Here is a 23,778-nt window from a genome sequence, read left to right as displayed (position 1 = left end):
GCGTAGGCGCCGCGGTGGATCAGTCGCGCAACAGCGCGGGCAGGATGTGCGACAGCGCGATGGCGGCGTTTCCGCCGAGCCAAAGCCACGCGATCTTGAGCTCCATTTCGAGCGGCAGAACGCGGTCGACTGCTATCAGGGCGACGGCTGCGATCAGCAGACCCGTCGCAAAACACGCACAAACGCGCGTCAGCGGATGGAAGGGCACAATGGCTGTCCATGCTACTCGGCACGGCTCGAGGTTATGATCGCGGGAGGATCAGCCTGGCGCCGGCCTTAGTTCTTGGGCTTGAGCGAGCCTGCGGGCATCCTCATGGATGCGCGCGGGCAGGATCAGGCTTTGGACGGCGGCGCGCGGGGATTAGCCGGCCAATGGCCGGCGACGTAGCCATGTGGCGCATCGAGTCGGCGCGCGAAGGCAACGAGATCGACCGTACGATGGATGACGGGAAGAAAAGCCGCTGGGGCGGCCGATGCGCCGCTGCCGAAGAACGCGCAACCTAGGACGCAGCACGTCATCTGATCGTGTCGCGCGCTACCCTGGTCCGATCTGCTGCCCGCGGGCATTTCGCCCGGTGCGCACAGCGTCATCGCCAGGGTCCGGTCGAGGCTCATGCTTCCGGCATGGGCGCCGGACGCCAGACCCGCAAAGACCGCCTGCAGCACGAGCAGATAGGCCGCGATGATCGCGACCCAACGGCGAGATGCTGCGCTCTGGCGGAATGCGGACAAGGATGGTTCTCCCAATGTGCTTCCTAGCACTGGGACGATTTCTGTCAAAGAGACCCTGTAGCTGACTGTAATGCTGAAATGAGCTCGCTGCTGAGAGGTCTACAGTGCGACTCACTCTCGCATCTGTCGGCTGCAGGTCCACACGGTGACCGAGGTCTATCGCCTGCGGCGATCGCGTTCATAGACAATGCTATCATCGTCGCGGCACGCAAACCCGACTAGCCGGCAACTCGATAGATGCGCCACTTCCTGACATTTGTGCTCCACCAAAGAGCGGACGTTCAGCGCACCGCGAGCATCCTGCTCTGTGGCGGAGATAACTGAATTTGCGGTGCGCTACGGCGCGGCGGGAGCCGCCGCGCCGTTTCGATCAGATATCCGTCTGCTCAGACAAGATCAGAGCGTCATCGACCTCGATTCCCAGGTAGCGGACTGTGCTCTCCAACTTGGAATGGCCGAGCAGGAGCTGGCAGGCTCGTAGATTTCCGGTGCGCTTGTAGATTAACGCAACCTTGGTCCGTCTCAGGCTGTGCGTCTCGTACAGAGCAGGATCGAGACCGATTAGCGAAACCCAGTCATCGAGCAGACGCCCATATTGGCGGGTGGTGACATGCTCGCCTTTATGGCTGCGGCTGGGAAACAGCCAATCGGCATCGATTGATGGTCGACGACGGAGCCAAGTGGTCAGCGCTTCGCGCGTCGGATCCGTCAGTTCGAAAGGCACCGGTCGGCCCGTCTTCTGCTGGATGATCGAAGTCCGCAGCCTCACCGTGCCGCCGAGGACAACATCGCTGATGCGAAGGCGAACAAGATCGCAGCCGCGCAGCTTGCTGTCGATCGCGAGGTTGAACATGGCGAGATCGCGTACGCGATGATCGTGCTGAAGCCGCGTTCGGATGGCCCAGATGTGACGCGGCTTAAGCGGAGGCTTGGGGCCAATCAGGCGTCCCGTATTCCAGGCGGGACGCTGAGCAACATTTTCCTGCTCAATCGGCATCGTGCATCCTCCTCAGGAGGCCGCATCCAGCCGCATCATATCACATCGCGCTCACGCTGCAGCGTGAGTAGACTGCCGATCGTGACAAGCACCTGCAGCCCATTCCGGCGCGTTGTCAGAAAACGCATAGGTCAATGGGAGATAATCAGGCTGCACGCCCACGCGCCGCTATTTCGCGGGCGAGAGTCAGGAAGGCCTTCATGCCCGCCGACAGGTTTCGGCGACCGGGGTAGTAGAGGCAGAGCCCGGGGGAGGGCGGCGTCCAATCATCCAGGATGCGGATGAGATCGCCGCTTGCGATGTCTGCGAGGACGTCTTGCTCCAAGAAGAAGCCGATGCCGATGCTCTCGCGCACGGCGATGCGGGCAAGGCTGCCTTCGTCCAGAATGATCGGGCCGCGGACATCCAGTTGGGCGATCTCCCCGTCCTTCTCGAAGCGCCAGCGAAACAACCCGCCATCCGGTAGCCTCACGCGGATACAGATATGACGGAGAAGGTCGGGCGGGACCCGAGGCTTGCCGTGGCGCTCGAAATAGCCCGGTGATCCGACGACCGCATACCGCTGCGGGCGCCCAAGTGGCACGGCGATCATATCGCTGGGCACGAGCCCTGCGACCCTTACGCCCAGATCGAATCCGTCGGCGACGACGTCGACCAGCCTGCCCTCGGTGACGATGTCGATGGTCATGTCGGGATAGCGTCGCAGGAACGCGATGACGAGCGGCGACATGATCTCGCGCGCGGCGAACGGCGCGGCGTTGATCCGGATCGTGCCCGATGGTGTCGCGCGATGCGCTCTGACGCCCTCCAAAGCGCTGCGCATGTCCTGCAGCGTCGGGCCGACCTGCTCGACGAAGAGGCGGCCTGCCTCGGTCAACGAGACGCTCCGGGTGGTTCGATTGAACAGGCGCACACCCAGATCCGCCTCAAGCTTGCTGATCGCATGGCTCAGCGCTGTGGCCGACAGGCCGAGATCGACGGCCGCCGCACGGAAGCTGCCCCTTCGCGCGATCGCCAGAACCGCCTCCAGATCATTGACAGCCAATCGATCCATTGTCCCGATCCATTCATCTCGTCATCCGATAATATCCCGATTATTAAAACAATCGTCGAGGTCTATCTTCAGTCGCATCAGACCATTGTTGGTCAAGAGGAGGACAAGATGGACCTGCCGAACTGCATCCAGGCCTATTTCGAGGCCGACAACCGCAACGACCTTGAGGTGTTGATGGCGACCATGTCACCCGAGGCGATCGTTGAAGACGAGCATCGGCGTCATGCCGGGCCTGAAGCGATCCGCAACTGGTGGATCGAGGCGAAGCGGAAGACCCCGCATGTCAACGCGCCGATCGACGCAACGACGACCGGCGATGTCACGCAGGTTCGCACCCGGGTCAGCGGCGACTTTCCCGGCAGCCCGGTGACCCTGCTCTTTACCTTCACCGTCGCAAACGACGCGATCGCGCGTCTGGAGATCGCGTGATGACCGACTTCATCTCCTTTGCTGGCAAACGCGCGCTGATCACGGGGGGCACCAAGGGCGCTGGTGCGGCCACGGTCGCACTGTTTCGCGAACTTGGCGCGAAGGTGCTGACCAGCGCCCGCACCCGACCCGATACGCTCCCCGAAGACCTTTTCGTCCCGGCCGATCTGACGACCGAAGACGGCGCGCGGACTGTCGCCGAAGCCGTTGCCAAGCGCCTCGGCGGCGTCGACATCCTCGTGCATATGCTGGGAGGCTCGTCCGCCCCGGCCGGTGGCTTTGCCGCGCTGACGGAGGCGGAGTGGCAGAAGGAGTTGGCCCACAACCTCCTGCCGGCCGTTCGCCTCGACCGCCTGCTCGTGCCGGCGATGGTGGCAGGCGGTGGCGGCGTCGTCGTCCATGTCTCGTCGATCCAGCGTCTGCTGCCGCTGCCGGAATCGACGACGGCCTATGCAGCGGCCAAGGCTGCGCTGTCGGCCTACAGCAAGGCGATGTCCAAGGAGGTCTCGCCCAAGGGCGTCCGTGTCCTGCGGGTCTCGCCCGGCTGGATCGAAACCGAAGCCGCCACACGTCTTGTCGAGCGGTTGGCGCAGGAGGCGGGCACCGATTACGAGGGCGGAAAGAAGATCATCATGGATGGGCTCGGCGGCATCCCCTTGGGACGCCCGGCGCGGCCGGATGAGGTCGCCAGCCTGATCGCGTTCCTGGCCTCCGATCGCGCCGGCGCGATCACCGGTTCCGAGCACATCATCGACGGCGGAACCGTGCCGACGGTCTGAGGTGATCGCGGCCTCGCAGGCGAGGCTCACCGGCGGCCGATGCTCACGGCCACCATGAGGCTCCGCCTGCCGACCTAGCGGCTAAGGGCCGAAGCCGAGCGCCTAGCGCGACAGCGCCGTCCGCAGCGCGCCGATCTGATCGGTGAGGCTGCGGGCTTCCTCGCTGGAGAGGTTGGTCGCCTCGAGCACGCAGGGTGGGACCTGGCGAGCCTTGTCGAGCAGGGCGCGGCCTTCGTCCGTTAGCCGCAGGCGCACCTGTCGCTCGTCGGCCGGGTCACGGCTGCGCGAGACCAGCCCCGCTGCCTCCATCCGCTTGAGCAGCGGGGTCAGCGTGTTGGATTCGAGGAAGAGTCGCTCGCCGATCTCGCCGACAGTGCGGTCGTCACGCTCCCAGAGCGTCACCATCACCAGATACTGCGGATAGGTCAGGCCGAGTTCGTCGAGCAGGGGCTTGTAGAGCCGGTTGAAGGCGTGGCTGGCGGAATAGACCGCAAAGCACAGGAAGTCGTCGAGCTTCAGATCGGATGGCGGGGCAGGGGCGGTCATCGGCTTCTCCTCGGTATCGCCTTAAAATAATCGCGCACGATCCAATCGCAAGGGATTGACAGCGGTGTAGCGTGCATTTAATCAATCGCTCACGATCTAATCGTGAGCGATTGCAGATCGGCCGACGGTCCTCCGCCGGGCCAACCAAACCAGAAGGAGACGAGATCATGTCGAACGCCAACGAAACCGCCGCCAACGCTCCCGCCCGCCGCGACCTGCTGACCGGCATCGCGCTGGCTGCCGTCACCGCGACTGCCGCGTCGCTGCCCGCCAGCGATGCCGCCGCCCAGGCGCGCCCCGCCGCGAAGGCGCCCGCCCGCCGGGCCAAGCCGGTCGTCGATGGCGACTACATCGTCACCCGCGAAGGCGTGCGGCTCTACTTCAAGGATTGGGGTCCCAAGGATGGTCCGGTCGTGACGCTGAGCCATGGCTGGCCGCTCTCCTCCGACAGCTGGGAGAACCAAGCCTTCTTCCTCGCCAATAACGGCTTCCGCGTCATCAGTCATGACCGCCGCGGCCATGGCCGCTCCAGCCAGGTCTGGGATGGCAATGACATGGACCACTACGCCGACGATCTGGCTGAGGTGATCGAGGCGCTCGACCTGAGAGGCGTCTCGGCCTTCGGCTTCTCGACCGGCGGCGGCGAGGTGGCGCGCTATGTCGGCCGCCACGGCACGGGTCGTGTTGCCAGGGTCGGCTTCATCGCCGCGGTGACGCCGATCATGCTGCGCACGCCGAGCAACCCCGACGGCGTGCCGATGGAGGTCTTCGACGGCATCCGCAAGGGCTTCCTGGCCGACCGCGGCCAGCTCTTCCGCGACATCGCGGCGGGCCCCTTCTTCGGCTACAACCGCCCCGGCGCCAAGGCGAGCCAGGGTGCGATCGAGGCTTGGTATGCGCAGGGCATGCAGGCCGGCTTCAAGAACACCTACGACTCGATCAAGGCGTTCTCGGAGACCGATTTCGTTGCTGATCTGAAGAAGGTCGACCGGCCGGTGCTGATCGTCCATGGCGACGACGACCAGATCGTCCCGATCGAGACCACTGCGCGGGCCGTCAAGCGGCTGCTGCCGAGCGCGACCCTGAAGGTCTATGAGGGCGCCCCGCATGGCCTCTCCGAGACCCACAAGGACCGCCTGAACCAGGACATGCTCGCCTTCCTCAAGGCCTGAGCAGCCTGAACGTGCAAGCACACGCGGGGGCGCTGGTGCCCCCGCAGCTCGCCTCAGCGCCGGTCAAAGATCCAGCCGATCGACGCTTCCCGTCATCACCGTCAGCGCGATCCGGCAAGCGCCCGTCGTCGGACCCGAGACCTTTCGATCACCTGGGGATCGCCCCGCTGGAGCCGTGTCGTGAAGCACATTCTTCTGATCGATGACGATCCGACGATCCGCGATCTGCTGTCCGATTATCTGTCGCAGCACGCGTTCCGCGTTACCGCGATCAGCGACAGCCGGCCGCTGGCGCGGATCGTCGGCACCGATCCGGTCGATCTCGTCGTCGTCGACCTCAATCTCGGCCATGAGGACGGGCTGGAGATCGTCCGCCGCCTGTCCAGCACGTCGGACGCGCCGATCATCATCATCAGCGGCGACCGGCTGGACGAAGCCGACAAGGTCGTGGGGCTCGAACTCGGCGCCATCGACTACGTCACGAAGCCCTTCGCGATCCGCGAGTTCCTGGCGCGTGTGCGGGCCTCCCTGAGGGAAAGGCCGGCGCACAGGAAGCGCAAGGAGCGCAAGACGTACCGCTTCGGCGGCTTCGAGCTCGACATCGATACGCGAAGGCTCGCCGACGCCGATGGCGCGGACATCAAGCTCACCGCAGGCGAGTTCAAGCTGCTCACCGTCTTCCTGAAGGCGCCCCAGCACGTGCTGTCGCGTGAACAATTGCTGACGGAAACGCGCAGCCACAACGACGATGTGTTCGATCGCAGCATCGACGTCCTGATCCTGAGGCTCCGGCGAAAGCTGGAGGCGGATCCGGCGCGGCCGAAGCTGATCCGGACCGAGCGCGGGGCGGGCTATGTCTTCACGAGCGATGTCACGGTCAACGACGTGCCGAGGGCCCGGACATGACCCGCGCACGTCGGAGGGTTCGGCGGGTGGCGAGCGTTGCCGCGGCAAGCGCGGCTGCGATCGGCATCGGCCTGGCAGGCCTCGTGCCGTTGGCGTGGCGAGGGAGCGTCGCCCTCGCCGAGGTGCAATCGCCTCTTTCGCCTTTACCCACGCCACCCGCGCTCGATCCGGCCCGGGTCAAACTCGGCGAAGCGCTTTTTCACGACCCGATCCTGTCGAGCCGGCAGGCGCTGGCCTGCAACTCCTGCCATGATCTCTCACGCGGCGGCACGATCAAACGCGATCGCAGCGTCGGCTATGATGGCCGCGTGCACGAATTCAATGTCCCGACCCTGTTTAATGTCGCCAACAGTTATCGGATGGGCTGGCGCGGCCAGCTCACCTCGCTCTCAGACAAGACCGACCAGGTCCTGACGGCGCCCAACCTGATGGCGAACGACTGGGAGACGCTGCTGCCGCGCCTTCGCCGCTCGCGCGCGTATGGGGTCCGCTTCATGGCAGCCTATGGCCGCCAGCCCGATCGGGAGGCCGTGCTGGACGCGCTTGTGACCTTCCAGCGGTCGCTGGCCACGCCCAACGCGCCCTTCGATCGGTTCCTGAAAGGCGATGAAAGGGCGATCACGCCGCAGCAGCGGGCCGGCTACGACCTGTTCCGGAGCTATGGCTGCGCCTCCTGCCACCAGGGCTCCAATGTCGGGGGCAACATGTCCCAGATCTTCGGCGTGTTCGGGGGCGTGGAAGGCCCTCGGCCCGACTCCGTGCAGTCCCACCCAGCCGGACCGCCGGCTGCATCGCTCGCCGACGCCTCGGACGAGCGCCATGTCTATCGCGTCCCGAGCCTGCGCAACGTCGCGGTCACCGCGCCGTATTTCCACGACGGCCGAACCGACAGCTTGAGCGAGGCCGTCGACATCATGGGCCGCAGCCAATTGGGCCGCATGCTCAGCGAGACGGACATCGCCGCGATCACCGCGTTCCTCGAAAGCCTCACCGGAGAATACGATGGCAAGCCGCTCGTGGCCGCTCCCGTCGAAGATCGCCGCTGAGCCCTTCGTCATCGTGATGACGGCGGTGCTGGCCATGGCGCTGGCCTTCGTCGCCATCGGCCGCGACTTCAGACGCGTGACCCATGAGGCCATCCTGACGACGTTGCGCAGCGTCGACGCTCATCATGCGCTGCTCCAGCGCGACGTTTTGCGAGCCAGGGCCGGGTTCCTCACCTCCTACGATCCCCTGGTTGCGTCCATCGTGGCGCTGAAAGAGGCGCCGACGCGGCTGGCGGTGCGGATCCGCGAAGAGACACTCGACGAGGATGGCTACCTGGCTCAGCCGCTCGACCGCCTGACGTCCAGCATCGACGCCGATGAGAGGTTGATTGAGCGATTCAAGACGATGAACGCGCTCCTCCAGAATTCAATCGCGGTCTTCGGCCAGACACTGACGACGCTTCACGACTCACCCAACCCGAATGTTCGGATCGCGATGGCGGGGGTCGGCGATCTCGGCACGCTCATGATGCGCTTCGCGATGACGACGGACAGAGCGCTCGAAGCGGAGATCCGCCAGCGGATCGAGCAGCTTGCGCGGTCCGTCGTCGGGGTGTCCGATGTCCAGACCCTAAGCGTCCATGCCGGCGTGGTGCTGGCGATGCTGCCGGCCGTGGAAGCCACCATCCTGGCCATCGGCAGTTCGCGCACCCTGTCGCATGCGGAGCAGTTGCAGGAGCGCTACCTTGAGATCGTCGGCCGTGCCGCCAGCCAGAATACGATCAGCCGTGCGATTCTGGGCGCGACGGCGATCATCCTGTGGTTCTGCGTTCTGCTTTTCGTTGTCCGGCTGCGCCGACAGACCGACGAACTGGAACAACGGCTGCGGCTGGAGAATGCCATCGCCGGCATCAAGAGCCATATCCATGGGGCGCCGGCCGAAGCCTTCGACAAGCACATGCGGGACGGGCTTTCGCTGCTCTCGCGCCAGTTTTCTGTCGAGACCATCCACCTCGCCATCGTCGAGGCGGAACGGGGCGCCATCTCCGAGCTCTATGGCTCGGACGGCGCGTTCGGCATGGATCCCCAGCGGCGTCAGGAACGAGACGCCGATCTGCGGCCGCCCGCACTGGACGAGGCGCTCGCGGAAGCTCGCTTCCGATGCGCCGCTGACCGCCCGCCCGAAGGCCGCGTCTGGAGCCGGGAACTGAGCTCCACCCATGCGGTCGCCTTTGCGGCGCTCCCGGACGCACGCATCGCGATCCTGATAGCGCAGTTCGTCGATCCTGAGGCGCGTCCCGGCGCGTTCCTCTCAACCATCCTCGAGACTGCCGTCGCTCCGCTGGCCGAGTTGGTCGCGAGCAGCCATGCACGACGCGAGAAGCTCGTCCTCGAACAGCGATTGCAGCAGGCCCAGAGACTCGAAGCGCTGGGGACGCTCGCCGGCGGCATTGCTCACGAGTTCAACAATATCCTCGGCTCCATCCTCGGTTACAGCGAGATGGCCCTGCAGATCCTGCGGCGATCGTCAGCGGCGCGCCTTTACGTCGAGAAGGTCCTGGCGAGCGGCGATCGGGCCAAGACGGTCGTCGATCAGATCCTGGCGTTCAGTCGCAAGCGGGATCGCCCCAGCAGGCATTTCGACATGGTCGAAGCGATCGCGGACTTCCAGCCGTTGCTGCAGGTTACGCTCGCCGAGAAGGTCGACCTGCACATGTCGCTTCCTGCTCATGCCGCGACGATCGAGGGCCATCCGATCGAGTTCCAGCAGGTTCTGCTCAATCTCTGCAAGAACGCGATGGAAGCGTCGGCCAGGGGGCAGCCTGTCGAACTGGGCGTTCGGGCGGTCGATGTCGATCGTCGGACCATGCTGTCCCATGGCGAGATTGCGAGCGGCAGCTATTTCTGTCTGGCGGTCCGTGACCGTGGCCTGGGCATCGACACAGCGAAGCTGCCCCACATCTTCGAGCCCTTCTACACCACCAAGTCGGGCAGCGGGGGCTCCGGGCTCGGACTGGCCGCAGTTCATGGCCTTGTCGCCGGTCTGAAAGGCGCCATCAACGTCGCCGGCGGCGGCGGGTCGGGCACGACCTTCGAGATTTACCTCCCGGCGAGCGACAAGCCCCCCGTGCCGATCAAATCCTTCTATGGCGATCGTTCCACGCCGATCGGGAACGGGCAGCGCGTCGCCATCCTCGAGGGCGATTCCTTCCTGCTGGAGATGTATGAGGAGAAGATCGCCGCATTGGGATATGAGCCCATGGGCTTCGCGAGCGCCGACGAGATGCTTGCGGCGCTGGTGACCGCGGACGATCGCCCGGACATCGCCCTGCTCGATCAGGAGACCATGGGCGATCCGCCCGGGATCGCCCGCATCAGCGCAGCTCTGCAGGACATTCCCATCATTGTCGTGGCCGACAGGGCTCGTGGCGGAGACATGACCCGCATTGCGCAGGGGGACGGTCGTATCCTCGGCAAGCCGATCAATTCGCGAGCGCTGGCGCAAGCCTTGTTTGACGGCTTGCAGAACTGAGAAGCAACGAGGACAGGTTGTCGTTTAAATGCAGCCCCCCGTCAGACCGACAAGAGGAAAATGCGACAGCACAAGTCGTAGGAGCTCTGTTTCGAATATTTCATCCGTAACAACAAAGGCTGATCTGCTCGTGTCCATGTAACACGGCCCGCCGATAACGGCTCCATCGCAGACGACGGAGCAGAACATGAAGTACCGCGATCTCGAAGCCGTGGCCGACTGGGGCGATCATTTCCCGCAGCGAGCCGCCCCTGACATGAACGTCATCGCGTTCCGGCACTGGCCGGCCAGCCAAGGGCGGCCTCGGCTGCACATCTCCCAGGACCGGGCATCGAATGCTCCTGTGACCGCAGCGCCGGAACCGGCGAGGGCGCGCGCGCCCGCGTCTCGCCTCTCGTGGATCGAACGGCTCGCCATGGATTTCGGAATCGCTGGGAATGCACTCGCCTTCGGCAGCACATTCGAGCCCTACCCACCTCAGCCAGTTCCCACTCGGGCGAAAGCCGTCCTGCCGCGACGCTCGACGCTGTCGGGCCGGCTGCGGGCCTCCGTTGCAGGCGTCTATCACGGCTTTCTGCGGGAGATGGCGGTGCGAAGAGCCGTTCAGGACCTGCGCAGGCTCAACGCGGCAATGCTGCGCGACATCGGCATCTTCGACGCCACCGCGATTGAGTTCTTCGTCCGCCACGGCGGCGAACGCTGAGCCACGCGAGTCCACGCCGGGCACACCCCGTTGATAGGGGCGCACCGCCAACCAGCCGCTTCATCAACCGGACCCACGATCACCGCAGCAACACGGGGTCGTGCCGTCCGGCACGGAGCGCCGTGACGGGAGCGTCGTGATCGTCCGTCCGCCCCATCGCCGCAGCACCGGCCGCTCGCTCGCGCTCTTGAAGCGTCCGACGGGCCGGCCGCTCCAACCAACACAACGGAGGCCCCCATGGACCATTCGACAGACATCACAGTCAGCCCTCATCGCGATGATCGGTCTGCCAAGCGGCAGGGCGATCCGGAGTGGGACAGCTTTGATTTCATTGTCTGCGGCGCAGGCTCCAGCGGCTCCGTGGTCGCGGCCCGCCTGGCGGAGGACGGGAATGCAAGCGTCCTCCTGCTGGAGGCCGGCGAAGACGACGAATCCGAGACCGTGTCGGACCCCGCCAAGTGGCCTCTCAATCTCGGCAGCAGCCGCGACTGGGGCTTCGTCGGCGAGCCGTCGAGCGGCCTGGGCGGTCGTCGGCTGGCCCTGAGCATGGGCAAAGGCCTCGGCGGTGGCTCCAGCATCAACGTCATGGTCTGGGCCCGCGGTCACAAGGCCGACTGGGACCACTTCGCCGAAGAGGCCGGGGACGAGGCTTGGGGTTACCAGTCTGTGCTCGGCTATTATCGCCGGATCGAAGACTGGCGCGGCGCGCCCGATCCGCTGCGTCGCGGGTCGGGTGGCCCTGTCTACGTCGCTCAGCCGCTGGCGCCCCAGCCCGTCGCGCGCACCCTCGTCGAGGCCGCCGGCGCGATGGGCATTCCCGTCTTCGACACCCCCAATGGCGAGATGATGGAGAGCGCAGGCGGAGCCGCGATCGCGGAGCTGCGGGTGCGCGGCGGCAAGCGTGAATCGGTCTTCCGCTCCTATGCCCATCGCATGATGTCACGGCCGAATCTGACGGTCTTGACCGGCGCGCTGGTCACGCGCGTCCTGCTGGACGGACGGAAGGCGATCGGGGTCGAGATCCTCCACGAGGGCAAACGGCGACAGATCCGCGCCCGCTGCGAAACCGTGCTGTCGCTCGGGGCGGTGCAGACTCCGAAGGTGCTGATGCAGTCCGGGATCGGCCCCGAGGCCGAACTGAAGGCCCATGGCATCGACCTGGTCCAGCATCTGCCGGGCGTCGGCCGCAATCATCAGGACCATATCGCCTTCGGCTGCACCTGGGCCTATCGCAAGCCCCAGCCCATCGGAGCGGGCGGCTGCGAAGCGAAGATCTACTGGAAAAGCGATTCCCGCCTGCCGGCGCCGGATATCCTGCAATGCCAGCTCGAATTCGCCGTGCCTTCACCGGCGGAGACAGGCATCGAGACGCCGGCCCATGGCTGGACGATGTTCGCAGGCCTCGCCCAACCGAAGAGCCGCGGGCGGCTGCGCCTGTCCGGGCCGAATGCCGACGACCCGATGCTGATCGAACCGAATGCGCTCAGCGCACCGGAAGACGTCGAGGCAGCGATCGCGGCCGTCGAACTGTGCCGCGACATCGGCAACGCCAGGGCCTTCGATGATCTGGTCGCGCGCGAGACGGCGCCGGGCCTCCGCGATCGCGCCGGGATACTCGATTTCATCCGCAAATCGGCCGTGACCTACTGGCACCAGTCCTGCACCGCCAAGATGGGGCGCGACTGGATGTCCGTGGTCGACAGCCGGCTCAAGGTCTACGGGATCGACGGGCTGCGGATCGCTGATGCGTCGATCATGCCGCGCATCCCGGTCGGCAACATCATGGCGCCCTGCGTCGTCATCGGCGAGCGCGCGGCGGACATGATCCGCCAGCAGCACGGGCTGTCGCATGCCGGGTTTTCGAGCTCGGCGACCCGGGCAGCCGTTGAGGCCGACCTCTGAAACGCCGCCACAAGCCTGCCCTCATGAGATCAGACCGCTGGCGAACCGGCCGGGCTGTCGCATCCGCATCAACGACCAGGAACCAAACACCATGCTCGACACCATCCAAGACGTTCCCGTCATTCCGTCCGCCGATCTCGAAACGGATCCGCACGGCACGCTGCGTCGCTATCGCGCATCCCACCCGTTCGCAGCCCTCGAAACAGGGGGCTACATCGTCCTGGGTTATGAGGATGTCAGTCGGCTCGCCAGCGATCCCCGGCTTCAGGCAACCGAAACCGCCCTGCCGGCGCAGGCCGGCCTGTCGCAAGGCGCGCTGTTCGACATCTTCGCGCACGGCATGCTGACGGCAAACGGCGGGGTTCATCAAGATCGCCGCTCACCGATGTCGAGGGCGCTCATCGGAGAGGTCGCCGAGCAGTACCGGTTGCATGTCCGGCGCAGCGCGCACGCATTGATCGACCGTTGCTTTGCCGACGGCGGGATGGAGCTGGTCGGCGACTACGCCGCCCCGTTGCCGGCGCGCGGCCTGGCGGGTCTGCTGGGGGTGCCCGCTGGCGAGATCGCTCCGTTCCTGCGCGACATCGATGCGATGAACGCGTTCTTCCGCCCCGATGCAACAGCTGCGACCGTTGCGTCCGCCGAGAAGGCGGCAGCCAGGGTTCGAAGCGCGATCATGCTTCTGCTCGATTGCGACGGTGACGATCAGGCCGGCGGCTTCCTGCAGCACTATGCTCGGTTGGCCGAAACCGAGCTGCGGCATGCGCGGGTCGAAACCCTCATGCAGATCGTACAGCTCATCATCGGCGGCACGGAATCGGTGCGAACCGCGATCGTCGCGCAGACGGCCAACCTGCTGGCGAACCCGCTGCAGTGGCAGGCGGTCTGCAAGGATCCCGAGCGCGTTCCCGCCGCCGTGGCCGAAGCCATGCGCTTCGAGCCGGGCATCGCGGGCCTGGTCCGGGTGTCGGCTGAAGACATCGATATCGAGGGCCGCAGATTGCCGGCAGGACAACTGGTCGTGCTGTCGCTCCTATCGGCCCTGCGAGACGAGCGGATCTTCGATCGTCCCAACGTGTTCGACATCTTCCGGCTGAACCCCGGCCCCTCCCATCTCGGCTTCGGCGGCGGCCCACACCGATGCGTGGCAGACGCTTTGGGGCGGGCAGCGCTTCAGGAGGCTCTGTCGGTTCTGACAGAGCGGCTTCCGCATCTGCGGCTCGATCAGCCGCCGGTGTTCTCCGGCCACGTCTTCGTTCGGGGCAACACCGAGTGCCGCGTGACCTGGTGATGATGCCCCATCGAGCGAAGGAGATGCGGATCCTGATCGTGGGCGCCGGCATTGCCGGGCTGGCCACCCACCGCGCCTTGTCGCTGCGCGGGTTCAAGCCGACCATCGTGGACCGACATCCGGGTCCGGGAGAGGGAGGCGCCGGGCTCTTTCTGCCGGGAAACAGCGTCAGGGCGGTGGAGCAGCTCGGACTGCTCGATGCGCTGCTGAAGCACTCCCACCCAATTGCACGGCAACGGATCTGCGACGAGAACGGACGGCTGCTGAGCGAGATTGACACCGCTGAATTCTGGAGCGCAGTCGGGCCCTGCAGAGCGACCCGGCGATCGACGCTGTGGCAGTTGCTGAGGGAGGGCATCGATACGGAGCTGATCACGACATCGGTCGAGGCGATCGATGATCGAGACGATCATTGCCGCATTCGTTTCGACGACGGCGAAATCGAAGACTACGATCTGGTCATCGGTGCAGACGGCGTTGGATCCAGTGTCCGCAGGCTGACCTTCCCGGACTGTCGCCAGCCCGAATATGTCGGCAACATCTGCTGGCGTTTCATCGTTCACAACGTCGCGGGCGTCGCGGACTGGACGGTGATGCTGGGCCGCGATCGCAGCCTGCTGTGCAAGCCGATTTCACTGTCAGAACTCTATGTCTACGCGGATCTCGCGGTTCCGAAACATGAGGTTTCCCGCTATTCAGCTGCGAGGCGTCTGGAGCCGCTGTTCGCTGGCCCGTTGCGGCCGGTACTGACGCTGGCGGCGTCGGCGAATGTCCACTTCGCCGAGCTCGTGCGGTTGCGGCTTGATCGCTGGTATCGCGGGTGCGTGGTGCTCGTTGGCGATGCCGCGCATGCGGGGCCGCCCAGCATGGCTCAGGGCGCAGGCCTGGCCGTCGAGGACGCACTCGTTCTTGCCGACGAACTGGCTGCAAGTCCAAGCCTGACGGTCGCCCTCGCACGGTTCGAGGCCCGCCGGAAGCCGCGCGCCGATTGGGTTCACCGGCAGAATGCGTCGCGCGACAAGGCGCGCCGCCTTCCCCGGATTGTCAGGAATGCACTGTTTCGCTTCGGTGGGGAAATGCTCTACCGGCATTCCTATGGGCCTCTCGCAGGGCCTCTCTGAACGCTAGCCCGGCTGTACGCGATGGGGCTGCCATCCTGTTGCATCAGCGCTGCGATGACGCGGCACGGCCATCGACCGTGCCGCTAAGGAATGATTGCGATGGGCCCGGCAGGCGTTCACTTCGCCTTGGCCAGAGCCCCTTTCGCGGCGGCCTCGATAACATCGGCTACCGCCTTGGGCTGTGTCAGGAAGACGACGTGACTGCCCTTGACCTCGGTCGTGGCCGCGCCGATGCGTCGCGCGGTGCTCCGCAACAGCTCGGGCGCGATGGCGCCGTCCTCAGTCGCTACGACGTACCAGCTCGGCTTCGTCTTCCAGGCCGTGACGGTGACGTTCGCCTTGAGCGCGGCCAACGCGATCGGCACCTGGGAATCGCGCAGGAAGGCGGCGTCCTTCGCGCTTGTATCGGCCGCGAACCCGGCCTGGAACTTGGCGCCGTTCAGGTAGGCGAAACCGTCGGGCTGCTCCTCGGGAACGAAGTTTGCCGGCGGCGCAACCTCTTTGTATTGGTCGAGCGTCGATTGTCCTGCCTCTGGCGCAAATGCAGCGACGTAGACCAGGCCGGCGACCTTGGAACTGGCGCCGGCTTCGGTGATGACGCTGCCGCCATAGGAGTGTCCGACGAGGATGGCCGGCCCATCCTGCCGATTGAGGACGCGTTGCGTGGCGGCGACGTCATCGGCAAACGACGTCAGCGGGTTCTGGACAATGCTGACCGAGAAGCCCTTGGCGGTCAGTTCGTCGTAGACGCCCCGCCAGCCCGAACCATCGGCGAAGGCGCCATGGACCAGGACGATGTTCTTGACGGTCTGCGCATGCGCAGAGCCTGAAAGTGAGCCTGTGACGGCAGCGGCAGCGGCAAGGGTCTTGAGCGCGGTGTTCATGATCGGTGTCTCCTGATGCGGTGAGCAAGCTCTACAGGAAAGGTGTCCGAAACGACGATTGACGGCATCGTTTGGACCGATCGACAAGGTCGGGGAGACAAGCGCTGGCAGGGGCTAAAGCGGCCGCGCCCTGGATTCGTTGATCTGATCTTGCAGCCGGTTATTAGCTGCGGGGCAACCAGCCGAACCGACAAGCGAGACAGGTGACCGTGGATATCGATCATGGACTGCTGATGGCTCTCGACGCGCTTTTGAAGGAGCGCAATGTCACCAAGGCCGCCCTTAATCTCGGCATTACCCAGTCAAGCCTCTCGGCGCGATTGACGCGCCTGCGCGCGGTGTTCGCGGACCCCCTGTTCGTGACGGCGACGTCGGGCCGCGGCGTGGTCCCGACTCCGCGGGCGCTGGAACTTCAGGAGGACCTTGCGGGTCTTCTGGACCACATCGATCGAATGGTGGTGGGGCGCCGGTCGTTTCACCCGAAGGACGCAAGGAGGACCTTCGTCATCGCCATCCGCGAGAACCCGGCCTACATTCTCGCGCCGGGTCTTGTGGCCCGCATCATGGAAGTAGCACCGAATGTGCGCCTGGCTTTCGTTCATCCGACCTGGAACACCCGCGAAAAACTCGAAAGCGGTGAGATCGACCTGTTGATCTCCGGTTCGGAGGGCGAAACCGTCGACTTAATGAAGCGGCGGCTCTTCCAGGACCACTTCATGACGGCTCAGAGAAACGGGCACCCCCGCGGTGATGGCCCTCTCGACCTAGATACCTACTGCGACTTGACCCATCTCGTCATCTCAACCGACGGCGGGGGGTTCAGCGGACATGTTGATGGCCTGCTTGCGGCTCTCGGCCGAACCCGCAAGGTCATGGTGTCGATCCCCAATTATGCTTTGGTGCCGACGATTTTGTCCAACAGCGACTGCCTCTGCACTTTGTCGAGCCGCCTGCTGCTGCGGTTCTCACACGACCTGGATCTGTTCGATCCGCCTCTCGATCTGCCACCGCTTGAGCTCTCGGCTCTCTGGCATCGGCGCAATCACGAAGATGGCGGTCATATCTGGCTTCGGGAGCGCCTTTACGAGACAGTGGCCAATTTGGGATAGCATCGGTGCCGTGCATTACGATGAGAGCACCGCGCCATTTGCAGACATTCGAAGCGCGCCGAAAAGCAGACCTTTGTGGGCCGACAGTATTTGGCGTTTAAGCCGCCCGGCTCGGCCGTTATGAAGGGCCGTTTTTGCGCGCAGAGCTGACATAGCCCGTTCGCATCACGGTTGAAAATGCTTCCAGACCGATCTTATTTCAGCCCGGTTACCACGACCTCCGTCAAGATCGAGCGGCCGTCTGAAGTGACAACCGTCAACGGGATCCCCGCAGAGGCAACGTCCTGCACAACATAGGTACCGGGATGCTGCCACGTATTGTAACGAGCCGCCGAAGCGACGCAAAAAAGCGGTTGGATGTGATCAAGAAGTTCTGGATCGAAATTCTCGACTGATCCGTGATGAGGTAGTGTGAGTGTGCAGACGCGTTTGAGCAACGCGCCGTAGTGATCGAGGAAATTTTTCCGTCGCTTGGTTGATCTGAGTTCAGCGTCGCCAGTAGCCAGCCACCCGATGCGCTCATGCGACAGCCTAAACCATGTCGGCTTGTCGCCGATCCCCACGTATCGGACGCCAACGCTGTCGTGCGGTGGCATTGGCCCGGAGAACAAGCAAAGAGAAGTGAGATTCAGGTCGCCCGCCACGCTCCGGTAGGCACGCTGAAGGTCAGGGAGACGATTGGCGATGATGTCCCGCAAGGGTTTGGGGTATCTCAGGCGCCAGATATTCAGTCCGGTGATCGTGGCGAACGCCTTCGCGAACTCGGATCGCTGCGCCACGATGCCGGGATCGACATATGGCCCCAACATCCACTTCGATCCCGAAATACCTGGTGACACCGCAATGGCGCACGTATCCGGCAGAGTCGTTAGCGTGCGTCGCGCACTATGGGGCGGCTTTGCGACTACCCTCTTGCCCTTCGTGTCGCCGACTATGGTCCAGTTTCGGTCCGGATCCGGCGGGGTGTCCTTTCCGGCTCCTTCGGTCGGTGGCGACGGACGCGGCTCCTCCCCGTCCGCGCCGGGCGCATTTCCCGATCCACGCCGGATCTGGATGACATCCTGCGCGCCCAGATCGAACAGCGCCTGCGCAGGGTCGACCGTGAAGCTCACGTAAAACGGATCGTTCACGACCGTGATGTCGTCCATTGCCGAGCTGACGAAGGCCAGGAGCCTTTCCTCCGGTGTCAGGAATGGCATCACGACCGTTTTTGGCGGCCTCCCGTCTATTAGCCTGGGCACCCCTAAGACGTGGTCGTCGTGAGCATGTGACAAAAAGAGAATGTCGAGGGGCGCCGGATCGGCAAGGAAGGCATCGATCGCGGCGTCGCGCGAAGTGGAGAATGTCTGCTTCGACCCGCAATCATAGACGTAGCGAAGCTGGATCGACCCGGACGGTGTGTCGCGACATTCGGCGCTGTGGAAGAAGCCTTGGCCAACGGGATGCTGTGTGCGCGTATGCCAGATAACCATTCCGTTCCTTGCTGCAAGGTGATGTTTTGGCGCCGCGCCGTATCGCTGTTACGAGCCAGGGCGATGACGAGGACGCCGAAAGGTTACATAGCCCCTGCTACCTATACTTCGCTTCGATCCTCTTCGCGGCGCGATCGATCTCGGGAAACAGTGTGCTGTCCGTTATGCCGAGCAGTTCGAGCGACCTTCTGAGGTCTGGCTTTGAGGCCTCGGGAACGATGAACTTGGTTTCCTTGAATTCCTCGGCGAACTTTATGGAGCGGGGTGGCTTCAAGCCATAGACGATGAAGCCACCGGCTTGCGCCAGGATGCGGCGATTGCTCATTTTCGGATGGACATAGAAGGGCTTGAACAGGTCGATCGGATGGATAAGCGGCAAGAAGTAGGATTTCTCCGCCCTGATGAACTGGTGCAGTTTCTTATAGACGTCTTCGGCGTTGGACCGGGCGATCTCTCCTTGCCATGTCGCGCCCTTCTTCCTCTCTCGCCTAATCTCGACGATATCGTCCTTCTCATCTTTGTCGAGATTGGCGAGGTTAGCGATGCAGCTGACGGCATCGCTATCGTAGTATTTCTCCCTGCTTTCCGGCACTGCGAAGGCGGTGACGACGCCGTCCGATGCCTTGCCGTCCGGGCCCGGGTCTGTTGCGAAATAGAGCGCGACGAGCGGGTTGAGGGAGACGTCCATCAATCGTGTCGGAAGGCCGAAATGCTGCATCCTCACAAGCCGATCGAACATCGTCTGATCAGTTGCGAACTCATGTGGATGGACTGCCATCAGATCCCGTGTGGCCCGCCGTTCATTCGACTCTAGGCGGCTGAGGTCATGGCGAAAGAGCCCCGGCACATTCTCCCATGACGTATCGCGCTGGCCCCGGTAGCATTTGAGATTCTGGCCTCTGGCGGCATACCGGGTCACCTTCGAGATGAAGGCCGTGAGCGTCTTAATCACCGCTCCGGGAACCGAATTTGTCATTTTCTTAATCGTCCTCGCCGCGATGCTAGCATAGGTTGAGAACGGCCGTGCCGACAAGCTGCCATCGGATCGTGGGGCGCGACTAGAATAGAAGTCGTTTTGGGGGTTTTGCGCGCCGACCACGGTGACGGCTTGGGGTAGGTTCGTTAACGTTCCGCCACCCGGCGCCGGGGAATGAATCCGATCGAGCCGCGATAACCCAATCCACGCTGAGAAGGCTGGATCCTACGCCAGGATGGCTTTGGCCTTATCAACATCCATTCCGGCTTCGATCAGTTCCCTCACAAGCTGGCGTTTCCAGGCGCCACGGTCATCATATTCTTCCCAAACCATCCCAATGATATCGGACGGAAGCTCGACGCTTCCTTTCTTCAGGGCTGTTACGCGCGATCGGCCCAGCCGCCCGATGAAATATCCCCATTCCAGAATAACGTTTTGTCGTGCGCGGGCGTGATTTACCACCGGGCTCGGATCATCGGGCGACAGCAGAACGACGGCATAGCCGACGTCCGCGTGCGTTTCGAACTTCTCGATGATCGTTCTACCTGCGTTGACCTGCTCGGCGAGGATGATTGGCTCAAGGCCCATCCTCGTGAGGAAATGCGCCACATTCGCCTTCATCTCCCCCTCATGGCCGTGGACAACGAAAACTCGCCGATTCGACCTCGCCGCCGGCGCCGCAGGCGAACGGGCAGTCGTCGGCGCTGAAGGAGCGAGTGCAGATCCCGACCTAGCCATCTTGAATGCAGATCCGTCAAACACCCTAGCCGGATTTTGCTCCGGAGGTTCTTCAGTTTGTTCGTCCAGTAAACCGTCTGCGGCTGCGCTAGTCCGGAACGCTTCACGCTCCGTCTGGGTGATATTCTCGCGTCTGTCGCCGCGCCAAACCCGAGCCGCCGCCTCCACTATCGTGGCACCTAGGGGTTCACCTTCTGCAGTTACAGCTTCGGGGTTCGCAAGAACATACTTCGCCAAGGAGGTCGTACGAGCCTGCAGACCAGTGCCGGTTCCCGCGACGTCTGGCAGGTCCAGTTCCAATAGAAAGTGACTAAAGCCGCTATGTCCGAGGGCTTTGAGCAAGGCCACCCCAGCAAGGATAGTCCTTCTCGACGGCGATGGCCGCGTGGAGTCCGACATCGGTTTTTAATTTCCCCCGTTCGCCACCTTATCCGGCAGATCGCCCCGCAAGATGCGGTCACGCGCCATCACCGGAACATAACGGGAGCACGATGTGAGCGTCGATCCGTTGGAATCGGGCGTTAGCCACGATAAACAGATATCGGCGGTGAAGGGAGATCAGCTTGTATAACTTGTTGGTAATGGGAGCGGGTTGGCCCGAGAGCGAGAGCACATTCACTACCAATCGCATCTTCGAGTATACCGATGATCCGCTGATCGTGACGCACCGCCGCGATGGCGAAATCGATTTCGACAGGCTGATGCGATACCCCTGCCTGTTCATGCCGGAAATCGGTGCGGACGATGAAGTGGCTAGGGTTGGACACATCACCCGCGTGACGCCGCATGGTCGCGGCGAGGTGCTAATCGAGTACACCTATGACACGCAGGTCCCGGCCATCGACCTAGAAGCCCTGGCTCGGGTGAAGCGCGAACTCCAGATTGCGGACTTCGAGTTTACCCGGACCCATTGGGCATTGAAGAAAGTCGATCTTTTCCGTGCGATGGTTCGGTCATTGCCGCCGCGCCGTAACCGACCGGTGGTCTTCCAAGTCAACGAGCCTCCGCAGATTGACGACAACCAGATGTCGGCGATGATGCCGTTCCATCCTGCCTTCAACGAGGTCTACCAGACGATCCAAGCGGTCGGCGCGGCGGTAGGCATGCAGGTCAATCGCGCCGATGACATCTGGATTGAGCACGCGATCATCCAGGATATCGTCCGGCTGATCGACCGCTCGCGCATCATCATCGCCGACTGCACGGGCAAGAACCCGAACGTGTTCTACGAAGCCGGGATCGCCCACGCTTTAGGCCGCGAGGTCATCCTGATCGCGCAGCATATCGACGACATCCCGTTCGATCTCAGGCACCTTCGAGCGGTGACCTATCACAACAATGGCGAGGGTCGGAGCGTGCTGCAGACCAAGCTGGAAAAACGGGCTCGGACGATCCTTGGGCTACCGCAGATCGGTTGAGGAGACGCTGACGTGGCAGACGCGGCGAAGAAAACAACCTACGATGTCGGCACCGAATACGAGCAATTCGTGCAGGTAGTCTACCAAGCGCTGGTGGAGGCCGATGGCGTCAGGAACGTCAACGTTCAGCACAACATCAAGCTGCGCGGGAAATCCGGCTGCGATCACCAGATCGATGTCTATTGGGAATTCATTGTCGCCGGGCAGACATACCGGACTGCGATCGAGTGTAAGGCGTTCAACACGGCAGTCTCGATTGGGCGCATTCGCGACTTCTACGGTGTCCTGTTGGATGTGCCCAATCTCAGCGGTATGTTCGTCACGTTGGTTGGATATCAGAGCGGGGCACGAAATTACGCGGACCACTACGGCATTGCGCTCAGGGAAATTCGGACGCCAACCGATGCAGATTGGAACGGCCGGGTCAGAACCGTCGTCCTTCAATTCCATATCGTGGACGTGAAGATCACGAAGCTGGAGCCAATTTTCACCCAGGCGTTTCTTGAATCGATTGATCCCGAAAATCCGCTTAAAGTCAGCGCCAGCTATTTGTCGGACACCAAGATCATCTTCGACGAGAACGGTAAGGCCGTCCTGTCCCGAGACGATTTCCGCGAGGATGTCCCAGACCCGACTGAGAGCGTGACCGGCCAGAAGCTCACAGTGAACCTGCCTAACCACACGATCAAACTTGGCGGCACCAAATACCCGATCGACGGCGTAAACGTGTTTTACGACGTGAACATCGAGACGGAAGAGCGTCGGATAGATGGCGCGGCGTTGGTTCGAGCCATGATCCGGGACGCGATAACAGGCGAACTGAAAGTCGTGACGAGCTCCGGCGAGGTGCGGACACCAAGCTCGGAGTGATCAGCGCCACAAGCCGACAAAGGGATCGCTCTCGAAACCTGAAGTGGCCATAGGCCGGAATGAGCGCATCTAGAGTTCTTCGACGTGCGGAGCAGGCCTGAGCCGCTCCAAGATCATTTGGCGACGGGCCCAACCGCTTCCTCTTTTGTGGAGGCGGGTGCGGCGGCGAGTTTCGCCCCGACCGGCTTGACGATCAAGTTCAGGCTGGCGTCGCCGCAAGCACAGCAAAGCTGCTCCTTCGGCTTGTACTCCGGTGTGACCCAAAGCAGCTCCGAGCAGTTCGCGCATTCGAAATGCGCCGCAAACGCCTTGTGGGCTTCGACCACGTGTTTAAAGTCCTCGCGCATCAGGTCAGCCCAGGGATTGTAGTGGACGCCGGCGTTTAGCTGCCACTGATCTACCTTGGCTGCCTCCCTTGCGGTGGTGAAGGCGGAGGCCCGCTCTCCGATGACGATTACCACCTCCTGCTTGTTCCAAGAGTTGGCTGAAGCCTTGGCCTTCTTGTAGGCGTCGGTAAGGGCGTTGGCGGCGCCGGTGATCAGGTCGCCGAAGCCGAAGTTGCCGTCGCCCCGGTACTCGACGACGCCGCGCAGCCGGTGGCACATCTCTCCGGCGAAGTGTTCGAGATAGTGGCGCAGCGCCGCCGCCGCCGGCTGGACGTCTCCCTGCGCTAGATGGGCGTCGATCTCCTCCCAAATTCCGGCGTTCGTCCACTCGGCCGGGCCCGTTGCGACGCTCCAGTGCTTGAAGTGAGCGAAGCTCTTTCCCTTGATCAGACCCTCAGCCTTCATATGTCGCAGCCATACCTCGTCGTGGGTGGTCAGGATAAACTGGGTATTGGGGAAGCGCTTCTTGAGAAGCGCGCACACCTCTCGGCGATGCCCCCGGTCCACCGACATCAAAACGTCGTCGAGGACCGCGAAGGTGAAGTTGGCGCCGAGCAGGTGGCTCATCAGCGCCAGGTACAGGCAGAGTCCCATACCGTCTTGATGGCCTTCGCTGTGGAAGGCGCCGGGCGGGATGGCCTGCTGCCGGTTTCGTGGACACCGAGATTGGGTGTTTCATGAAGCCGGAGGTGGCAGATGCAGCGAAGACGATTTGGGCGTGAGTTCAAGATCGAGGCGGTTCGCCTGATCAAGGATCGCGGTGTGAGCGTCGCG

23 protein-coding genes are annotated in these 23,778 nt (G+C 63.4%); 13 read left to right on the top strand and 10 right to left on the bottom strand.

All coding sequences use genetic code 11. The features are described 5' to 3' along the window. Window positions 1–19 precede the first annotated feature (19 nt). The 4 genes from Q8S38_RS18905 to Q8S38_RS18890 form a co-directional block, all read right to left on the bottom strand. Window positions 20–208: a hypothetical protein gene (locus tag Q8S38_RS18905; protein ID WP_305681891.1), complete on the bottom strand. Its 189-nt coding sequence runs from the start codon at window positions 206–208 to the stop codon at window positions 20–22. Window positions 209–333: 125 nt separating this feature from the next. Beyond that, entirely contained in the window at window positions 334–732 is a 399-nt protein-coding gene (locus Q8S38_RS18900) for a DUF2946 family protein (protein WP_305681890.1), read from the bottom strand. Between the two features lie 370 nt (window positions 733–1,102). After that, window positions 1,103–1,729 carry a tyrosine-type recombinase/integrase gene (locus Q8S38_RS18895; RefSeq protein WP_305681889.1) on the bottom strand — a complete coding sequence of 209 codons (627 nt, stop codon included), beginning with the start codon at window positions 1,727–1,729 and terminating at the stop codon, window positions 1,103–1,105. 145 nt (window positions 1,730–1,874) lie between these two features. Next, entirely contained in the window at window positions 1,875–2,783 is a 909-nt protein-coding gene (locus Q8S38_RS18890) for a LysR family transcriptional regulator (protein WP_305681888.1), read from the bottom strand. Here Q8S38_RS18890 and Q8S38_RS18885 point away from each other — a divergent pair. Together Q8S38_RS18885 and Q8S38_RS18880 are read left to right on the top strand one after the other, a co-directional pair. Beyond that, window positions 2,673–3,212 (top strand): nuclear transport factor 2 family protein, encoded by a 540-nt coding sequence (locus Q8S38_RS18885; RefSeq protein WP_305681887.1) that lies wholly within the window; start codon window positions 2,673–2,675, stop codon window positions 3,210–3,212. The genes Q8S38_RS18890 and Q8S38_RS18885 overlap by 111 nt on opposite strands. After that, the gene (locus tag Q8S38_RS18880) at window positions 3,212–3,991 is read left to right on the top strand and encodes an SDR family oxidoreductase (protein WP_305681886.1); all 780 of its coding nucleotides are present in this window, start codon (window positions 3,212–3,214) and stop codon (window positions 3,989–3,991) included. The genes Q8S38_RS18885 and Q8S38_RS18880 overlap by 1 nt, the downstream gene beginning before the upstream one ends. Before the next feature lie 102 nt (window positions 3,992–4,093). Here Q8S38_RS18880 and Q8S38_RS18875 read toward each other — a convergent pair whose 3' ends face one another. Continuing rightward, entirely contained in the window at window positions 4,094–4,537 is a 444-nt protein-coding gene (locus tag Q8S38_RS18875) for a MarR family winged helix-turn-helix transcriptional regulator (RefSeq protein WP_305681885.1), read from the bottom strand. A gap of 167 nt (window positions 4,538–4,704) precedes the next feature. Here Q8S38_RS18875 and Q8S38_RS18870 point away from each other — a divergent pair, with 167 nt between their 5' ends. The 8 genes from Q8S38_RS18870 (at window position 4,705) to Q8S38_RS18835 (ending at window position 15,151) form a co-directional block, all read left to right on the top strand. Next, window positions 4,705–5,709 carry an alpha/beta fold hydrolase gene (locus Q8S38_RS18870; RefSeq protein ID WP_305681884.1) on the top strand — a complete coding sequence of 335 codons (1,005 nt, stop codon included), beginning with the start codon at window positions 4,705–4,707 and terminating at the stop codon, window positions 5,707–5,709. A gap of 180 nt (window positions 5,710–5,889) precedes the next feature. After that, entirely contained in the window at window positions 5,890–6,615 is a 726-nt protein-coding gene (locus Q8S38_RS18865; RefSeq protein WP_305681883.1) for a winged helix-turn-helix domain-containing protein, read from the top strand. Further along, window positions 6,612–7,661, top strand: coding sequence for a cytochrome-c peroxidase (locus Q8S38_RS18860; protein WP_305681882.1), 1,050 nt, complete (start codon window positions 6,612–6,614; stop codon window positions 7,659–7,661). The genes Q8S38_RS18865 and Q8S38_RS18860 overlap by 4 nt, the downstream gene beginning before the upstream one ends. After that, window positions 7,618–10,134 (top strand): two-component system VirA-like sensor kinase, encoded by a 2,517-nt coding sequence (locus Q8S38_RS18855; RefSeq protein WP_305681881.1) that lies wholly within the window; start codon window positions 7,618–7,620, stop codon window positions 10,132–10,134. Before Q8S38_RS18860 ends, Q8S38_RS18855 begins: the two co-directional genes overlap by 44 nt. Window positions 10,135–10,321: 187 nt before the next feature. Beyond that, window positions 10,322–10,837 (top strand): hypothetical protein, encoded by a 516-nt coding sequence (locus Q8S38_RS18850; RefSeq protein WP_305681880.1) that lies wholly within the window; start codon window positions 10,322–10,324, stop codon window positions 10,835–10,837. 237 nt (window positions 10,838–11,074) lie between these two features. Beyond that, a complete protein-coding gene (locus tag Q8S38_RS18845; protein WP_305681879.1) occupies window positions 11,075–12,739 on the top strand; it encodes a GMC family oxidoreductase in 1,665 nt (554 codons plus the stop codon). Between the two features lie 91 nt (window positions 12,740–12,830). After that, the gene (locus Q8S38_RS18840; protein ID WP_305681878.1) at window positions 12,831–14,030 is read left to right on the top strand and encodes a cytochrome P450; all 1,200 of its coding nucleotides are present in this window, start codon (window positions 12,831–12,833) and stop codon (window positions 14,028–14,030) included. A gap of 23 nt (window positions 14,031–14,053) precedes the next feature. After that, window positions 14,054–15,151: an FAD-dependent oxidoreductase gene (locus Q8S38_RS18835; protein ID WP_305681877.1), complete on the top strand. Its 1,098-nt coding sequence runs from the start codon at window positions 14,054–14,056 to the stop codon at window positions 15,149–15,151. Window positions 15,152–15,267: 116 nt separating this feature from the next. Here the strand turns inward: Q8S38_RS18835 and Q8S38_RS18830 are convergent, their stop codons facing one another. Beyond that, on the bottom strand, window positions 15,268–16,035 hold the full coding sequence (locus Q8S38_RS18830) for an alpha/beta fold hydrolase (RefSeq protein WP_305681876.1): 768 nt from the start codon (window positions 16,033–16,035) through the stop codon (window positions 15,268–15,270). Window positions 16,036–16,238: 203 nt separating this feature from the next. On the opposite strand from Q8S38_RS18830, the gene Q8S38_RS18825 reads away from it, so the two are divergent. Beyond that, complete coding sequence (locus tag Q8S38_RS18825; RefSeq protein ID WP_305681875.1) at window positions 16,239–17,144, top strand: LysR family transcriptional regulator; 906 nt, start codon at window positions 16,239–16,241, stop codon at window positions 17,142–17,144. Between the two features lie 194 nt (window positions 17,145–17,338). On the opposite strand, the gene Q8S38_RS18820 is transcribed toward Q8S38_RS18825, so the two are convergent. From Q8S38_RS18820 to Q8S38_RS18810, 3 genes are all read right to left on the bottom strand, one after another. Next, window positions 17,339–18,616, bottom strand: a complete 1,278-nt coding sequence (locus Q8S38_RS18820; RefSeq protein WP_305681874.1) for an MBL fold metallo-hydrolase — start codon at window positions 18,614–18,616, stop codon at window positions 17,339–17,341. 97 nt (window positions 18,617–18,713) lie between these two features. Further along, window positions 18,714–19,592: an FRG domain-containing protein gene (locus tag Q8S38_RS18815; RefSeq protein WP_305681873.1), complete on the bottom strand. Its 879-nt coding sequence runs from the start codon at window positions 19,590–19,592 to the stop codon at window positions 18,714–18,716. Window positions 19,593–19,817: 225 nt separating this feature from the next. Beyond that, complete coding sequence (locus Q8S38_RS18810) at window positions 19,818–20,330, bottom strand: nucleotide-binding protein (protein ID WP_305681913.1); 513 nt, start codon at window positions 20,328–20,330, stop codon at window positions 19,818–19,820. A gap of 563 nt (window positions 20,331–20,893) precedes the next feature. On the opposite strand from Q8S38_RS18810, the gene Q8S38_RS18805 reads away from it, so the two are divergent. Both Q8S38_RS18805 and Q8S38_RS18800 read left to right on the top strand, forming a co-directional pair. Beyond that, the gene (locus Q8S38_RS18805; protein WP_305681872.1) at window positions 20,894–21,748 is read left to right on the top strand and encodes a hypothetical protein; all 855 of its coding nucleotides are present in this window, start codon (window positions 20,894–20,896) and stop codon (window positions 21,746–21,748) included. A gap of 12 nt (window positions 21,749–21,760) precedes the next feature. Then, on the top strand, window positions 21,761–22,618 hold the full coding sequence (locus Q8S38_RS18800; protein WP_305681871.1) for a restriction endonuclease: 858 nt from the start codon (window positions 21,761–21,763) through the stop codon (window positions 22,616–22,618). 113 nt (window positions 22,619–22,731) lie between these two features. Here the strand turns inward: Q8S38_RS18800 and Q8S38_RS18795 are convergent, their stop codons facing one another. Next, a complete protein-coding gene (locus Q8S38_RS18795; RefSeq protein WP_305681870.1) occupies window positions 22,732–23,571 on the bottom strand; it encodes a hypothetical protein in 840 nt (279 codons plus the stop codon). Window positions 23,572–23,778: the final 207 nt, after the last annotated feature.

Source organism: Allobosea sp. (assembly GCF_030695125.1).
In the GTDB taxonomy this organism is placed as follows: Bacteria; Pseudomonadota; Alphaproteobacteria; order Rhizobiales; family Beijerinckiaceae; genus Allobosea.
This window is presented reverse-complemented; position numbering and strand designations above follow the sequence as displayed.

Excerpts from the sequence above, each read along its gene's own strand:
- Q8S38_RS18895 (WP_305681889.1), bottom strand. The coding sequence starts at position 1,729 with ATGCCGATTGAGCAGGAAAATGTTGCTCAGCGTCCCGCCTGGAATACG.
- Q8S38_RS18885 (WP_305681887.1), top strand. The coding sequence starts at position 2,673 with ATGGCTCAGCGCTGTGGCCGACAGGCCGAGATCGACGGCCGCCGCACG.
- Q8S38_RS18890 (WP_305681888.1), bottom strand. The coding sequence starts at position 2,783 with ATGGATCGATTGGCTGTCAATGATCTGGAGGCGGTTCTGGCGATCGCG.
- Q8S38_RS18880 (WP_305681886.1), top strand. The coding sequence starts at position 3,212 with ATGACCGACTTCATCTCCTTTGCTGGCAAACGCGCGCTGATCACGGGG.
- Q8S38_RS18875 (WP_305681885.1), bottom strand. The coding sequence starts at position 4,537 with ATGACCGCCCCTGCCCCGCCATCCGATCTGAAGCTCGACGACTTCCTG.
- Q8S38_RS18870 (WP_305681884.1), top strand. The coding sequence starts at position 4,705 with ATGTCGAACGCCAACGAAACCGCCGCCAACGCTCCCGCCCGCCGCGAC.
- Q8S38_RS18860 (WP_305681882.1), top strand. The coding sequence starts at position 6,612 with ATGACCCGCGCACGTCGGAGGGTTCGGCGGGTGGCGAGCGTTGCCGCG.
- Q8S38_RS18855 (WP_305681881.1), top strand. The coding sequence starts at position 7,618 with ATGGCAAGCCGCTCGTGGCCGCTCCCGTCGAAGATCGCCGCTGAGCCC.
- Q8S38_RS18850 (WP_305681880.1), top strand. The coding sequence starts at position 10,322 with ATGAAGTACCGCGATCTCGAAGCCGTGGCCGACTGGGGCGATCATTTC.
- Q8S38_RS18845 (WP_305681879.1), top strand. The coding sequence starts at position 11,075 with ATGGACCATTCGACAGACATCACAGTCAGCCCTCATCGCGATGATCGG.
- Q8S38_RS18840 (WP_305681878.1), top strand. The coding sequence starts at position 12,831 with ATGCTCGACACCATCCAAGACGTTCCCGTCATTCCGTCCGCCGATCTC.
- Q8S38_RS18835 (WP_305681877.1), top strand. The coding sequence starts at position 14,054 with ATGCGGATCCTGATCGTGGGCGCCGGCATTGCCGGGCTGGCCACCCAC.
- Q8S38_RS18830 (WP_305681876.1), bottom strand. The coding sequence starts at position 16,035 with ATGAACACCGCGCTCAAGACCCTTGCCGCTGCCGCTGCCGTCACAGGC.
- Q8S38_RS18820 (WP_305681874.1), bottom strand. The coding sequence starts at position 18,616 with ATGGTTATCTGGCATACGCGCACACAGCATCCCGTTGGCCAAGGCTTC.
- Q8S38_RS18815 (WP_305681873.1), bottom strand. The coding sequence starts at position 19,592 with ATGACAAATTCGGTTCCCGGAGCGGTGATTAAGACGCTCACGGCCTTC.
- Q8S38_RS18810 (WP_305681913.1), bottom strand. The coding sequence starts at position 20,330 with ATGGCTAGGTCGGGATCTGCACTCGCTCCTTCAGCGCCGACGACTGCC.
- Q8S38_RS18795 (WP_305681870.1), bottom strand. The coding sequence starts at position 23,571 with ATGAGCCACCTGCTCGGCGCCAACTTCACCTTCGCGGTCCTCGACGAC.